12 protein-coding genes and 1 pseudogene are annotated in these 15,335 nt (G+C 59.9%); 7 read left to right on the top strand and 6 right to left on the bottom strand.

The genetic code is table 11. The features are described 5' to 3' along the window. The first annotated feature begins 91 nt into the window (after positions 1-91). From nifK to M729_RS0121185, 7 genes are all read left to right on the top strand, one after another. Positions 92-1,633, top strand: coding sequence for a nitrogenase molybdenum-iron protein subunit beta (nifK, locus tag M729_RS0121215; RefSeq protein ID WP_027162764.1), 1,542 nt, complete (start codon positions 92-94; stop codon positions 1,631-1,633). A 59-nt stretch (positions 1,634-1,692) separates the two neighbouring features. After that, complete coding sequence (gene nifE, locus M729_RS0121210; protein WP_027162763.1) at positions 1,693-3,195, top strand: nitrogenase iron-molybdenum cofactor biosynthesis protein NifE; 1,503 nt, start codon at positions 1,693-1,695, stop codon at positions 3,193-3,195. Next, positions 3,192-4,574, top strand: coding sequence for a nitrogenase iron-molybdenum cofactor biosynthesis protein NifN (nifN, locus tag M729_RS0121205; protein ID WP_027162762.1), 1,383 nt, complete (start codon positions 3,192-3,194; stop codon positions 4,572-4,574). The genes nifE and nifN overlap by 4 nt, the downstream gene beginning before the upstream one ends. Further along, positions 4,540-5,037 carry a nitrogen fixation protein NifX gene (nifX, locus tag M729_RS0121200; RefSeq protein WP_027162761.1) on the top strand — a complete coding sequence of 166 codons (498 nt, stop codon included), beginning with the start codon at positions 4,540-4,542 and terminating at the stop codon, positions 5,035-5,037. The genes nifN and nifX overlap by 35 nt, the downstream gene beginning before the upstream one ends. A 14-nt stretch (positions 5,038-5,051) precedes the next feature. Further along, positions 5,052-5,531, top strand: a complete 480-nt coding sequence (locus tag M729_RS0121195; protein WP_027162760.1) for a NifX-associated nitrogen fixation protein — start codon at positions 5,052-5,054, stop codon at positions 5,529-5,531. A gap of 98 nt (positions 5,532-5,629) precedes the next feature. Continuing rightward, positions 5,630-6,334: a response regulator transcription factor gene (locus M729_RS0121190; RefSeq protein WP_027162759.1), complete on the top strand. Its 705-nt coding sequence runs from the start codon at positions 5,630-5,632 to the stop codon at positions 6,332-6,334. A 94-nt stretch (positions 6,335-6,428) separates the two neighbouring features. Beyond that, the gene (locus tag M729_RS0121185) at positions 6,429-7,319 is read left to right on the top strand and encodes a universal stress protein (protein WP_027162758.1); all 891 of its coding nucleotides are present in this window, start codon (positions 6,429-6,431) and stop codon (positions 7,317-7,319) included. A 687-nt stretch (positions 7,320-8,006) separates the two neighbouring features. Here the strand turns inward: M729_RS0121185 and M729_RS0121180 are convergent. From M729_RS0121180 to M729_RS01000000135510, 6 genes and pseudogenes are all read right to left on the bottom strand, one after another. Next, a complete protein-coding gene (locus M729_RS0121180) occupies positions 8,007-9,941 on the bottom strand; it encodes an acyltransferase family protein (RefSeq protein WP_027162757.1) in 1,935 nt (644 codons plus the stop codon). A 529-nt stretch (positions 9,942-10,470) separates the two neighbouring features. After that, positions 10,471-12,627 carry a peptidase domain-containing ABC transporter gene (locus M729_RS0121175; RefSeq protein ID WP_027162756.1) on the bottom strand — a complete coding sequence of 719 codons (2,157 nt, stop codon included), beginning with the start codon at positions 12,625-12,627 and terminating at the stop codon, positions 10,471-10,473. A gap of 24 nt (positions 12,628-12,651) precedes the next feature. After that, positions 12,652-13,734: an HlyD family efflux transporter periplasmic adaptor subunit gene (locus tag M729_RS0121170; protein ID WP_027162755.1), complete on the bottom strand. Its 1,083-nt coding sequence runs from the start codon at positions 13,732-13,734 to the stop codon at positions 12,652-12,654. 116 nt (positions 13,735-13,850) lie between these two features. Beyond that, positions 13,851-14,012, bottom strand: coding sequence for a hypothetical protein (locus tag M729_RS1000000138485; protein WP_156949320.1), 162 nt, complete (start codon positions 14,010-14,012; stop codon positions 13,851-13,853). Positions 14,013-14,783: 771 nt separating this feature from the next. Continuing rightward, entirely contained in the window at positions 14,784-15,101 is a 318-nt protein-coding gene (locus tag M729_RS1000000138910) for a hypothetical protein (RefSeq protein ID WP_198032120.1), read from the bottom strand. Between the two features lie 36 nt (positions 15,102-15,137). Continuing rightward, positions 15,138-15,331: pseudogene (locus M729_RS01000000135510) on the bottom strand (IS5/IS1182 family transposase); the annotation flags it as partial. Between the last annotated feature and the right edge of the window lie 4 nt (positions 15,332-15,335).

Raw genomic sequence — 15,335 nt, 5'->3', positions numbered from 1 at the left:
CCCCGCGAGCTTGTGAGCCTCGGGACTACCGGAAACGTCTCGACTATCTGAGCTGCGGAATGGCGCGGCCAGATTAAAAAGAGGAATACCAATGCCGCAGTCGGCCGAAAAGATTCTCGACCACGCTCCCCTGTTCCGCGAGCCGGAATACAGGCAAATGCTCGCCGAGAAAAAGCTGAATTTCGAATGTCCGCACCCGGATCAGATCGTTACCGATCAAGGCGAATTTACCAAGACCTGGGAATACCGCGACAAGAACCTCGCCCGGGAAGCGCTTGTGATCAATCCCGCCAAGGCCTGCCAGCCGCTTGGTGCAGTGTTCGCGGCCGCGGGCTTCGAGCGGACCATGTCCTTCGTCCACGGCAGCCAGGGCTGCGTCGCCTATTACCGCTCGCACCTGTCGCGCCATTTCAAGGAACCTGCTTCGGCGGTTTCCTCCTCGATGACCGAGGACGCGGCAGTGTTCGGCGGTCTGAAGAACCTGGTCGACGGGCTCGCCAACACATACCAGCTTTACGACCCGAAGATGATCGCAGTGTCGACGACATGTATGGCCGAGGTCATAGGCGACGACCTGCACAGCTTCATCCAGAACGCCAAAGACGAAAACTCGGTCCCGCGCGACTTCGACGTGCCCTTTGCCCACACGCCAGCCTTCGTCGGTAGCCATGTCGACGGCTATGACGGCATGCTCAAGGGTATTCTGGAGCACTTCTGGAAAGGCCAGCAGCGCACGGAAACCAAGGGAAGCATCAACGTCATTCCGGGCTTCGACGGTTTCTGCGTTGGCAACAACCGGGAGCTCAAACGTCTGCTCGATGTGATGGGTGTGTCCTACACCTTCATCCAGGACGCGTCCGACCAGTTCGACACGCCGTCGGACGGGGAATACCGCATGTATGACGGCGGCACGAAGATCGAAGAGGTGAGGGGGGCACTCGACGCCGAGGCAACGCTTTCGCTGCAGCACTACAACACGCGAAAAACGCTGGACTATTGCGGACAAGTTGGGCAGGCCACGGCTTCCTTCCATTATCCGCTCGGCGTCCAGGCGACTGACGAATTGCTGATGAAGGTCTCGGCGCTTTCCGGCAAGGAGATCCCCGAAGCAATCCGGCTGGAGCGCGGCCGGCTGGTTGATGCCATGGCGGACAGCCAGTCCTGGCTGCACGGTAAGAAATACGCGATCTACGGCGACCCGGACTTCGTGTACGCCATGGCCCGCTTCGTCCTGGAAACGGGCGGCGAGCCGACACACTGCCTCGCCACCAACGGCTCCTCGGCGTGGGAAGCCGAGTTGAAGGAACTGCTTGCATCCTCGCCCTTCGGCAAGGACGCTCAGGTCTGGGCGGGCAAGGACCTTTGGGCTATGCGGTCGCTGCTCTTCACCGAGCCAGTGGACCTGCTGATCGGCAATTCCTATGGCAAGTATCTGGAGCGCGACACCGGCACGCCGCTGATCCGGCTGACGTTTCCGATCTTCGACCGGCACCACCACCATCGCTTTGCGCTCATGGGCTATCAGGGCGGCTTACGCGTTCTGACCACCATCCTCGACAAGATCTTCGACAAGCTCGATCGCGAGACGAGCCAGACGGGCGTGACGGACTATTCCTATGACCTCACCCGCTAGACACGGACCGGCTTTTTGCCCAGGCGGTTCATTGCTGAATTGGCTCGGGGACTGACGTGATGAACTCGCTCAGTGCCAAGATCCAGGACGTTTTCGACGAGCCCGCCTGCGACAAGAACCGCGGCAAGGATGACAAGGCGCGCAAGCAGGGCTGCGCAAGGGCGCTGACGCCAGGAGCGGCAGCGGGCGGTTGCGCGTTTGACGGAGCCAAGATCGTGCTGCAGCCGATTACCGACGTTGCGCATTTGGTCCATGCGCCGCTCGCCTGCGAGGGCAATTCCTGGGACAACCGCGGTGCAGCTTCGTCCGGGCCAAGCCTGTGGCGGACAAGCTTCACGACCGACCTTACCGAACTCGAGGTGGTGATGGGGCAGGGCGAGCGGAAGCTCTTCAAGGCGATCCGCGAAATCAAGGAAGCGTATGCGCCACCGGCAGTCTTTGTCTATTCGACCTGCGTGACGGCGCTCATCGGCGACGATATCGAAGCTGTCTGCAAACGCGCCGCCGAAAAATTCGACTTGGCCGTGGTTCCGATCAATGCGCCGGGCCTGGCCGGCTCCAAGAACCTCGGCAACAAGCTCGCCGCCGAGGCGCTGCTCGACCATGTCATCGGCACGGTGGAACCCGACGACGCCGGGCCGCACGACATCAACATACTTGGCGAATTCAACCTCTCCGGCGAATTCTGGCTGATAAAGCCGCTGCTTGATCGGCTCGGGATCCGGATTCGCGCCTGCATTCCGGGGGACGCGCGCTATCTCGACATCGCTTCCGCGCACCGCGCCCGGGCGGCCATGGTGGTGTGCTCTACGGCCCTCATCAATCTAGCTCGCAAGATGGACGAGCGCTGGGGCATCCCTTTCTTCGAAGGCTCCTTCTACGGGATTTCGGACACTTCGGAAGCACTCCGCAAGATCGCTGAGCTGCTGGTGAGGAAGGGAGCCGATCCGGAGATCCTGGACCGCACAGAGACGCTGATCGCCGAGCAGGAGGCGATTGCATGGAAGAAGCTCGAAGCCTACCGGGCCCGCCTCCAAGGCAAGCGGGTGCTGCTGAACACGGGTGGTGTCAAGTCCTGGTCGGTCGTCCACGCGTTGGTGGAGATCGGGATCGAGATCGTCGGCACCTCGGTCAAGAAATCGACCGTCGAAGACAAGGAGCGCATCAAACTGGTCCTCAAAGACGACAAGCACACATTCGAGCAGATGCCAGCGCGCAACCTTTACGCCATGCTCTCTGGAGGCAAGGCCGATATCATGCTGTCGGGCGGGCGCACGCAGTTCGTCGCGCTAAAGGCCAAGACGCCCTGGCTCGACATCAACCAGGAGCGACAGCACCCGTATTCCGGTTATGACGGCATGGTGGAACTCGTGCGGCAGATCGACCTCGCCATCCACAACCCGATCTGGGCCCAAGTGCGCGAGCGCGCTCCGTGGGATTGCTCACCCCATGTGAAGGACGAACTGCCGGGCACGAGCAACGACACCGAGAACCTGCACGCCGTCGGAAAATCCGCCGGCAAGACGCCGTCGAATTGGGTGGATGTTGAGGAGATGCGATGACCCGTATCCTCCCCCAGACCAAATCAGCATCGGTCAACCCGCTGAAGTCGTCACAGCCGCTTGGTGCAGTCTTGGCCTTTCTCGGCATCGACGGCGCCGTGCCGCTGTTCCATGGCACTCAGGGCTGCACCAGCTTCGCCCTCGTGCTGCTTGTGCGGCATTTCAAGGAAACGATCCCCCTGCAGACCACCGCGATGGATGAAGTAACAACCATCCTCGGCGGGTCGGACAATCTGGAAGAGGCGATCCTCAATCTCAAGACCCGCACGAAGCCAAAGCTGATCGGGGTCTGCACGACGGCCCTGGTGGAAACCCGTGGTGAAGATTCGGCAGGCGACATCGCCGAAATCAGACTGAAACGCGCGGCAGAACTCGCGGGTACGGAGATCGTCCTGGCCAACACGCCGGATTTCGCCGGCGCCCTCGAAGAGGGCTGGGCCAAAGCTGTCACCGCGATGATGGAAGGCATTACGCGACCAGGCGAACGGGCGCGCAAGAAAAAGAAGATCGCAATCCTGCCCGGTTGGAACCTCACCGTGGCTGACATCGAGCATTTGCGCGAGATGGTCGAAAGCTTTGGGCTGCAATCGGTGATTTTCCCGGACCTCTCAGGCTCGCTCGACGGTACCGTGCCAGACCATTGGGTCCCGACCACCTATGGCGGTACGAGCATCGAGGATATCCGCGAGCTCGGCACGGCTGGTCACTGCATCGCCGTCGGCGAGCATATGCGCCGCCCGGCCGAGGTCCTGTATAGGGCGACCGGCGTGCCCTACGTGCTGTTTCAGTCGCTGACTGGATTGAAGGGCGCCGATCAGCTCTTTTCCCTGCTGTCGGCTATTTCTGGCAAGCCTGTGCCGGCAAGTGTCCGCCGCCGGCGGGCGCAATTGCAGGATGCGTTGCTCGACGGACATTTCCATTTCGGAGGCAAGAAAATTGCGATCGCTGCTGAACCAGACCAACTCTACCAATTGGCAACCTTCTTCGTCGAGTTGGGCTCCGATATCACGGCGGCGGTCACGACGACCGATATGTCGAAAATTCTGGAAAAGGTTCCGGCGGAGTCGATTCAGATCGGCGATCTCGGCGATCTGGAAGCGCTTGCGGGCGGCGCGGATCTTTTGGTCACCCATTCACATGGACGCCAGGCGTCGCAACGCCTTGGCATTCCGCTCATGCGCATCGGCTTCCCCGTCTTCGACCGGCTCGGTAGTCAGCACAAGCTCTCGATCCTCTATCAAGGAACCCGTGACCTGATCTTCGAGGTTGCTAACCTGTTCCAGGCCGAGCAGCGTGCGCCGACGCCTGAGGAGCTTGATCCATTCCGCAAGCGGCAAACGCCAGGTGAGCCCGATGCGTCGCCTCTCACTCGTCACTGACGAGGTTCACCGTCCGATGCGTGAACGACAAGCAGGTGCCTTGCGGGTGGCAATCGCTACTCAGGACGTCAAGCAACTCAACGCCCATTTTGGGGCGGCCAAGCGCTTTGTTATCTACGACATGACGCGTGAGGAGTGGGAGCTCGTGGAAGTCATCGAGTTCGACGACGTCTCCGACGAAAGTGGGAAACATCGGGCCGAGAGGGACGACCGTATCACTCCGAAGGTAGAAGCGCTGAAGGGCTGCCACCTCCTGTTTTGCCTGGCGATCGGCGGACCTTCGGCAGCCAAGCTTGTTTCGGCAAAAATCCATCCGATCAAGGTGCGGCAGGCTCAGAGCATCCAGGAGGTGCTGTTTCGCACGCAGGTAATGCTCAGGACCTGCCCTCCACCTTGGCTGCGCAAGGTCCTGGCTGAAGCCGGCGTTGCGAAACAGAAACCGTCCTTTGAGGACGAAGACTGAAATGAGGAGGCGAAATGACCGACCCTGCGGTTAGCCCTGCTGTCGCCGAAGACGAGGTGGCGCTTGCCAGCCCGTTTCTCCAATCCCTCGTGCGGCTTATCCGTGCTCAGGATTCCCACGGGTCATGGGACGGCAAAGCGGACGCTGAGTTGCTGGCCGATTTCATCGTCAGCAAGGAACAGCGCCGTACGATTCCAATCATCGGCGATCCCGATCCGGACGTGCTGTGGAGGCTCGACAAGTTCTACACTGCCGTCGCCCTTTCAATCGAGGAGCGCTGGGGCCTGATGGCATCACCGATGATCGAAATGAGCCATGAGGGCTTCGGGCGCGTGCTTTTTGCTGCCGGGCGGCTGGTCGTTCTGTCCAAGACCCTGCGAGACGTCCATCGGTTCGGCTTCGAGACGTTCTGCAAACTCGCCGCGGCCGGTACGAAACTGGTCGACGAGGCAATCGCAGCCATCGAAACCTATCCCGAGGTGGCGCGTGCGTAATGGAAACGGATTTGGAGCATAGGGCTCATGATAGGTCTTGAGCGGTGCGACGGCCTCTACTCAACCGAACAGGCCGATGGGCTCTTGAGGCAGCGACGATGAAGCCACTCGTCCTGATCTGTTCGCAAGATGCCGAGCTCTATATGTTCCTCAGCCACATACTGGAGGTGGACGGCTTCGACAGTGAGCCGGCAGGCGGCGCAAAGGAAGCGCTCGCACTGGCGGACGAACGGGAATTTCAGGCCGTGGTGCTGGACTGCGGGCCAGCGAGCATATCCGGCTCCCCAATCTGCTCCCGGCTCAAACAGCAGCCCCGGACCGGCGGCCTGCCCGTTATCGCCCTGATCGCGCCCGGCGCCGAGAACCAGCACCTCAGCCTCCTCAAGGCTGGGATTGACGAGAGCTTTGTGCGGCCAATCGCACCGGCCAAGCTGCTGGACTGTCTGCGGGCGAAGCTGGCGCTGCCCCTACGGGGCGAAAATGGTCTTGAAAACGGCGGCTGGCTCTCCTGTGGCGGCCTCGAGATGAAGCTCGATGCCCACCGGGTTCGCGGCAACGGCCACGACATTCATCTCGGACCCATCGAGTTCAACGTGCTGCGGCTTTTGATCAAAGCCCCCGGGAAGGTCTTCAGCCGGGACGACCTTATCCGCGCGGCCTGGCCGCCCAACATCCATGTCGGTGCACGCACCGTCGATGTCCATATCAGCCGGATCAGAAAAGCCCTTCAGGCGGCTTCGCCCGGCAGCGTCATTCGAACCGTCAGGTCGGCCGGCTACTCGCTCGATAATCCGGACGGCTAAATCACCTGCCAGGTCTGGTCCCACAGCCCTTTCCTCGCTGTGAGCCGGTTCGCGGCTTGAACGCCTCAACGAATACTCGGGAAGAAGCAGGCAAATGGGTTTCAAAAGCGTACTCTGCGTGACCGGCGATGACGGTTCCGATCAGGACGTCAGAACTGCCGCCGGCTTGTGTGCCGAAGTCGGCGCGCACCTTTCCGTGCTGATCCTACCGCCTCCGATGCTCCTCATGGCGTATTATCCGTCGATCGGAAATGGTTTCCCCGAGTGGCCTGTGGGATGTGGACTGGCCATTGCCCGCTTGAACGATCGTTTTCGGGAGATCGATCGATTTACCCATGACATCGCGAGACTGGAAAGACGCTCCAAAGATCTTCAGAAGCTGCTGGGATCCATGTCGCTCTCATTTGACATCGACACCGACTGCTGCGATCCGGCTAGCCTGGGTGAATTGGCACGACAGCGGGCGCGCTGTTCCGACCTCACGATCATCGGACCGGGCCTTCTCAATGACGAGACTCTCGGCCCTCCTGTAGTCAATGGCTGCTTGTTCGATACGGGAACGCCGGTGCTCGTTGTGCCGAAGGGGGCTGAGGCGACCCTGTGGCCACGGCGCGTCCTGGTCGGTTGGGATTCGCGCGTCGAGGCTTCCCGTGCGGTTCGGGAAGCGCTGGGTCTCCTCTGCGTTGCTGAGGACGTTCGTGTCGCCCTGGTCGATCCGAAGGCGAACTACAACGGGAACGGCTCGGAGCCTGGAGCCGACATCGCTGACTATCTCGCTCGACACGGTGTTCGGGTGTCGGTTGACGTGTTGGCAAGTGCCGGCAGATCGGTCGCCACGGTGCTTGTGCAGCACGCAATCGACACGTCTGCCGAATTGATCATCATGGGCGCTTATGGCAGCCGTGGATTACGTGAGCGGCTCTTTGGCGGTGTGACGAGATGGACATTCGAGAAGCCGACATTGCCGCTGTTTTTGGCGCGCTGACTCGTCCGGAGTTGCGACACTGCTGTTCTGCGCTCTGCTTCCCGGTGACCTATTCTGATGCCGGCTGGAGAATGAACGCAACGGGGAGAACCCCCTTGCAGCCATCTGCACGCGTCGCCGCCCGGCATATGTTCTCCCTGCTTCCAGTGCTGCTGGGGTTCTGCTCACGCAGATGCACGCGCAGACCAAGTGCCGCGCAGGGCCGCTACTCGAGGCAACCAAAGCACGGTTTCTAGGTTGGCGAAGCCGAGAAAAAGAGGCGTTTCAGCGCGGCAGCCGAGTTCTGACCCGTTGCCCCCAGCCTGCACCCGCAGTGGCAGACCATGTCCTGCCACTGTTCCCTGGCTCCGGTTGTGAAGGCAATGGCAATCCACATACTGAAGGGGGGCGAAATCGAGCCACTCAAGATCGGACCCGACTCGTTTGGGGCGGCCGCAGGAATCTTCGAATGTCCGCGCCGACCGGCTTTCTTCGGGTGCTCGGGAAAGCCGAACCACACCCGCATTGCGGCAACAGGATGCTGCTGGCGGTTGGCATGGATCAGTGCCGCGGTGAGGGTGCTCGAGCCGCATAACTCGGCCGGCAGGCCTCGATAAGGTTCAAAAATTCGCTGCAGTCCTCGCCGAGGCTTAGCCCGCTTGAACCGCGGCGATCCGCGATCCGCTTGCCCGCACGCTTAGTGCCGATTCATGACTGCGAAGAGATAAGCTTGGCAAAAATGGGAGCGAGGACATGCCGGCTCGCCGGCGAAAAGTGGAGCGCGTCAAGGTAGAAGACGTCTTCACCTGATCTCAGCGGGCACTTTTGCTGCCCACACAAAACTGGGACTATGGGGACGAACTGCACGGTTGGTGGCAGCAGATCGGCGAGGACTTGATTGTTCTGCCAAGACCTCTCGGCCGGCATGGTGGAGCACGGCGCATCGCCCTTCATGAAGTCCGCACGGATAAGGCAAGTCAGCACATCGGTGGGCGGTTCTGGGGCTGGTCCAACCACGGCGGTCTTAATGCCATGCGTCGCCAGTGTGGCGGCGGTCTGTTCTATGGCGGACGTGAAGTTCGCTTTGGAAGCCTCCTGTGACGGCCAGCTTCCATCCCTTGAAAGGAAGCTGCCTCCACGCCCGGAGTAGGTGTTCCAGCGGCCTGCGAGGATCACGAGTGTGACGTTGCGATCGGCCAGCACCGATTGGAGCGCGGACCTATTGAACGCCGGGCAATCCCCTGTCAATGAACTGGCGGGAAGCATCGTCATGTTGGGGAAAGGAGCGCACCCCGCTTTTGTAATCTGTCTGACGCGCACGCCTGTGGTCCGGGCGGCCTCACTTAAAGAAGGGGCAAGATGGGCTGCCTGAGAATCCCCCCACAAAACGATCGACGGAGCGACATTGCCGGAGCCGAGGACGCATTCGCCCGTTTTGGGAATGAGCCCGCCACGCTCGAGGCAGGAAGATGCTTCGAACTTGCCCCTTTCCGCTCTAAGCGCTCGAACAGACGGGCCGCCATCCGGACCGCGACTGGGGAAGCCGGAGCTGTTGATGATCACCAAGGACAGACAGCAGACCGCAGCCGTTGCGCCGGCGGTCGGTACCAGCCAAGTCCAACCTGTAGCTCTCCGGCGGAACGGGCGCTCGACAAAGCGCCATGAGAGTGCAGAAACCAGCAGCGCGGCCATCAGGACAGCGACACGTTCAGAAACGAGCAACTCGCGATTTCGATAGATGCCAGCAAAGACCAGCAACGGCCAGTGCCAGAGGTAGAGCGAGTAGGACATCAAGCCGATGAAGCCGCCAGGTCCTGTCGACAGTGCCTTTGCGACCATTGTCTCGCGATGAAAGCCGGCGGCGATGATGAGCGCGGCTCCCACGCAGGGAGCAAGCGCGTAAAGGCCGGGAAAAGGCGTATCATGATCGAGCAGGAAGAGTGAAGCAGCGATGAGCCCCAGGCCAGAGGCAGCAAGGAATTCTGCAATCGTTTGGGTTGGCCTTATTGCCTTAGCAACAGGCAGTGCGATCAGCCCGCCCACGAGCAGTTCCCAAGCGCGCGTAGGAAGCATGTAGAATACGAAGGGCGGATCGCTCTGGAGCCAGTGCTCGGCGGCGTAGATGGACATCACGCACAGCGCCGCGACGATGATTGCCGCCCAAGGTCTCAGCCACCTCATCATGAGTATGACCGCCAAAGGCCACAGGAAGTAAAACTGCTCCTCGACGGCCAGCGACCATGTGTGCAGGAGCGGGAGCGAGGTCGCGGCTTCAGTGAAATAGTTTGTGTTGCGGTAAAAAAAGAAGTTGCTGACGGAAATTGCGACGGCGATGGCGCTGTTGCCGAACCCAACGAACTCTCCCGGCGGCAGTACAAACCACGCTGTCGCAAAACAGGCGGCGAGCATTGCGAACAGGGCTGGGAAGATCCGCCGAACGCGGCGGTGATAGAAGTCCAGTAGCGAGAATTCGCCTCGGTCTGTCCGCTCGATGATGTCGGACGTTATAAGGAAGCCGGAGATCACAAAGAAGATATCGACCCCAACGAACCCGCCGCTGACCGCTGAAAAACCAGCATGATATAGGACAACCGGAACAACGGCGACGGCCCGTAGACCGTTAATATCCGCTCGGTAGTTCATGCAACTGATTCGTCCTCAGAAGGTCACGAGCAGCGTTTTTCATGTTCGTTGCTGTTCGTAAAATCAATCGTTTCGATAAGCGCATTTACGGTATGAATGCGGGCTATCAAATTCGACTAAGACGCCGACTGATCGCGATGCGAATTCAGGTTCTACCTTCAGAAAGGCGGTGGGCTTTTAAGGACGCGTCTTCCAGCCGACTTGCTGGGCGGCAAGCGCTATCGCGGGCAGTGGGAGGCGTGGACCACAAGCAACATTGCCCACCTTGCGAAATCGATGAGACCGTCCTGGGCTTCAAGAATCTGGTCTTGTCACCCCGATGACACTGCCAAGTACCATCTGCGTTCGCCCCGGCTGCGCAATCCTGCCCAGCTCCGCACGGCGAAGGCAGACCGCATGATACAAAGATCCGATGAGGCGACGGGCGGCCGCTGATTTGGAGTGCGCCCCTGAGGCCGGAAAGCAACAACATTTCGCCACCCTGGCTTATGGCCTTGGGAGATTCTGCGATCAAGCCTCACCCCAGCTGTTAGCTGGATTCAGTTTGCGCTCGCCACAAGCAGGCGTAGGCGCCTTCACTTGTCACCAGATCAGCATGCTTTCCCTCCGCAACGACCCGCCCCTTGTCTAAGACGACTATTTTGTCGGCCCTACGGATGGTGCTCAGTCGATGAGAGATGACGACGACAGTCTTGCCGTCCCGACGCAGATCCTCAACCACCCGCAGGACAAACGCCTCGGCGACGGAGTCGAGTGATGACGTCGCTTCATCGAGGATCAGGATCTCCGGATCCCGGTACAAAGCACGAGCCAACGCCAAGCGCTGCTTCTCGCCCCCGGAGAGGCGCACGCCGTTCTCGCCGAGATTGGCCTGGAAGCCACCCGGCCAACGCTCGATCACGTCCCTCAGCCCTGTTTGAGCGCAGATTCGATGGATTTTCTGGATGTCCGGCTCGAATTCGCCAATTGCGATGTTGTCGATGACCGAGCCCGAGAACACGTCGATCGATTGGGGCACCGCAGCGACAACCTTGCGCAGGGATACGGTCGAGAGGTCTTGGATAGAATAGGGGCCAATCCGGATGTGCCCACCCTCAAGGGGGTAGACATTCTGCAGCAGCGCCGCAAGGGTGCTCTTGCCCGAGCCACTTTCACCCACAACCGCAGTCATTTCCCCGCGGGGGAAGGTGACGCTAAGATCCTGGAAAAGGTCCAGTTGCCCGCCATAGCGGAATGTGACATTCCCCAGGTGGATGTCGCCTATGCTGCATTTGGTGGCGTCGATGCCGCCACCGCTCTCCGGCTCCAGGTCGAATACATCGAACAGACGATCCGCCGCGATAAGAGCATCTTGGACGATGCGGTTGGTCTGGATCAGACTGGCAACCGGACGGGTGACATAGCCCAGTAAGGTATAACAGGACAGTAATTCGCCGGGCGTGACGGTTTGATCGAGGACAAGGGTCGTTCCGTACCACATCAGCACGATGGTGAATAGAGTTGCAAGGAAAGTCGAGGCACTGTCTCCGAAGATCGAGATCAAGCCGGATCTGTAGACGGAGTGCAGCATCTTGATGAAGCGGGTCTCCGCCCTGAAGTTGGCGAAGCTCTCCATGCCGGAGTTCTTGATCGTGGAGACAGCTCCGAGTGACTCCACCAGTTGCGTTTCCAGTTCGGCAGCGCTCTCCATTATGGCGCGCTGTCTATCCCTGTTCAGCCGGTTGGTGATCCAATAGACCGAGAGGTACAACGGGATGGAGATCGCCACGACCAAGGCGATCTTCCACGAGTAGATGAACATCAGCCCTAACGAGAACAGTATCATCAGCGAGTCGACGAACATATTGATCGAGACGTCGTTCAGGAAGCTCCTGATCTTCACCGCGTCATTCATGCGGGAAATGATTTCGCCCATGCGCATGCTGTCGAAGAATTTCTGAGGCAAGGTCAGGATGTGAGTGTAGTAACCGAGGATCAGCTGGACGTCGATCTTCTGTCCCGTTTGCAGCACGAGCCGGTTTCTGAGGAGATTGACCAGAATCTGCACAACCAAGATCAGCAGCATGGCGACGCTCATCAGGTTGAGCAGGTTGCGGTTGCCCGCTGTAATCACATGATCGACGATCTTCTGAACGTAAATGGCCGTCGAGAGGCCAAGGATCGTCGTCACCAGCGCCCCTACGAGAGCCTGCGCCATTGCCGCCCTGTGTGGTGCGAGCAGACGCGCGAAACGAGCTAGGGGCGAGGTCGTCTCGTCGCGGCGCTTGAAGGTGTCTGCCGGAACCAGGAGCACCAGGGCTCCAGTCCATTGCTTTTTGAATTCCTCGTGCGCCAGCTTGCGGACTTCACCATAGGCTGGGTCCATGACGGTGACCCACATCGGGTCGACCGCCTGGATTACAACGAAGTGGTGCAGGACCTCCTTGACGATCACGTGGGCGATGGCGGGCTTGGGGATCTTGTATAGGCTGTCGAAGCCGCCCTTCACCCCCTTGGCAACAAAGCCCAGCTTCCGAGCCGCTTCCATGAGGCCCAGCACCGTGGTGCCGGAGCGGCCGGTCGAGGCATACTGGCGAATGCGCGACAATGGCAGCTTGTGGCCATAGAAGGCCGCGACAGAAGCAAGGCTGGCGGCCCCGCAATCGGTGATGTCGCGCTGCTTGAACTTGACGACTTTGCTCGACATGGCGGCTCGCTTACTGTTGAAGGATCAGTGGCCCGCCAGGAGCGGATTGAGCCAATCGTCGACCTCACTGTAGAGGAGTTGCAGGAGAGTGCGGTCGCCCAGGATGAAGCGGGCCCGCACGGTCATGCCTTTCTTCAGGTGACCGGTGACCCCGTGCTTGAGGGCGAGATGGCGGCGCGAGAGCGCGCAGCGGACCTTGAAGACCGGGCTCCCGTCGTGGAGAATGAAGTCCTGCGCCACGTCAAGCACTGTCGCGTCAATGATGCCCGATTGATTGTAGTTGAAGCCATCCACCTGCAGACGCACTGGCTGACCGGGGCGCACAAAGCCGATGTCGCTCGGGGAAACGTAGATCTCCGCCACCAGTTCGGCGTCCGGCGAAACCCAAGCGACCGTTTGCCCGGCCTGGACATAGCTGCCTGGGCTGAGAGCTGTGAACTGCTGGAGAGCGCCCGACACAGGGGCTCGAATGCGGGTCAGATCCCGTTCGTTCTCGAGCTGATGCAAGGTGGCCGTAAGTTCATTGAGGCGCAGCCTAGTATCGAAGAGCTGCTGGCTCCATTCGGCGGCCTTGCGGCCGGCGAGGATCTCGCCCTGAACCTCAATTGTCTGGAGGGCGAGAGCCTTATCCTCAACAGCCTTTGCAGGCGCTACAGCGGCGGAGAGCAGTCGCTTAGCACGGTCGAGTTCCGCGGCGGCACTATCGCGGGCGTTTTGGTTCTCGCGCAGCAGGTTGAGGAAATGCGCGCCCTCGGCCGTGGCGGACTCGGTCAAGAGGAGGATCGGGTCTTTGGACGTGCCGGAAGAGATCAGGGTTTCGAGGTCACGGGCAAGATCGCTCTGCGCGCGAATATCGCCTGTAAGCGCCCTGAGCTTTTCCTCAACGACCTTATCATCGAGGGTGAGGATCTCCTGCCCGCGGGCAACCAGATCATTCTCAGCGGCAAGGATGCCGGAGATGCGTCCCGAGAGCGGCGCCACTAGGGGCGTCTTTTCGATGGTGGGGCGAATGCTACCGGCACTTTGGACAGACACCGGTATGGTGATGAGTGGCAGCGACAGCAATGCCCCAACCACACAGAGCACAAGTATCTTGTAGATGGCCAAAGATCGCCCTGATCGCCGAGCAAGGATGCTCTCTGCAGTGCAGTTGGCCCGTTCAGACGAAAGAGGAATCAATGAGCTATCGTCAGTATGAAGCATAGCTTTGGCGGCAATTATGTTCAATCCGTGTATCCATGGTTGATAAGCAACTCACCTATACTCGCAGCTACAAAAGCTAATAGCGTAACAGCTCCCAAAATCCAAAAGAACCCTCCCGAAATTGAAGATGCTTCTTCAGGGCTCAATTCGGTCACAGCATAAGCCGATAGGTCCGTTTTCATTGTTTCTCCTTCCTTGAAGCTAAAATAGGATGCGGAATCAGTGATTCCGCTCGGCGGCTTTCGCGACGTGTGCCGCCGCACAACGAGAACATCAAGAATCGTGCCAACTCGCAGAAATCTCAGAACGGCGCTTACGCATTTTAGATTTACCGGCTTACTTGAGAGCGCGGCGGAACGCCGGGCCGAACATCACCGTGTCGCGAACTCGACAAACCCGACAGCAGGGGCCAACGCGAGGTACTTGGCGCTGAAGTCACGTTACCGCCCTTTCCGTCAACATGCTGTTTGAGCTGAACCTGCGATGTGTTCTGCCGAGAACCTCCGAAGTCGATCTCGCGGCATGGCTGTTTGTCAGCTGGGCCAATGAAAATGCGGTGTCTAAGCCGGACCCCGAGGTGTTTTCATGCGGGCTTCGTAAACGCCATCATCGAACCGTTTGTTGGAATCTCAGGGCAGACAATCGGACCCGACGATCACAGGCCGCGGCGCTCGCCCACTGCCAGTCAGACTTGGCCCATATTCTGATGGCCGTCAAAACAACGGCTCCTCTTTTGTGAACCACTTCAGGCATTGAGTAAAGAACACTGGTACATTTCGGACAGGTGGTCGAATGGCAATCATCAGAACCTCACCTGGTCCGCCGATCAGGGTGAAGAACCTGGATGGAGCGCTGCACTCAGCCTAACCCGAGTGGGCGATCGGCAATATGCCTGACCAGCGAATTGATGCTTTCGTTGCCCGGAAGGACCGCTCTCCTCGGTTCTTGCTCTCTCAGTTGAACTTGATGCTAGCCTGCACGAACACGCCATAGCGCTCTACCTCCCACTTCTCGACCTGCGGGGAAAAACCGACCTTTTCGAAATGAGCGGTGCCGTTAGCCGCCACGCCCCAGTAGCGGGAGCCGACCCCGATGTTGAACAAATCCGCGACCTCGTACTTCAACACCGCCTCGATCTGGACACCATGCCCATCGCCGTCCTTGGGGATTTGCCCGATGAAAGAGTGCATATGGTGCTGATCTTTGCCGTCGAGCCGCGTGAACAGGAGCGCCACCTCAGCAGAAAGGCTGAGGTGCCCGGTGAGTTGCATCTGGCCGGCCAGGCCGAGTCGCAGCGAATGCCAATCGCCGCGCGATCGACCGAGACAGTTATCTAGGCCCCCTTTTTGCCGTCGCGGCCTGCTGGTGGGCGCGAACAGAGGTGCTGTCGATCATCTGGATGTCACCGTCGCGCGCGGCGGTGATGGCATCCATCAGCCGGTCCCACACGCCCGCCTTCCGCCATCGCGAAGCGGTTGTAGCAGGTGGTTCGTGGTTCGTGGGCC

Origin of the sequence: Mesorhizobium sp. WSM1293 (assembly GCF_000513875.1) — a bacterium.
GTDB lineage: Bacteria > Pseudomonadota > Alphaproteobacteria > Rhizobiales > Rhizobiaceae > Mesorhizobium > Mesorhizobium ciceri.
This window is presented reverse-complemented; position numbering and strand designations above follow the sequence as displayed.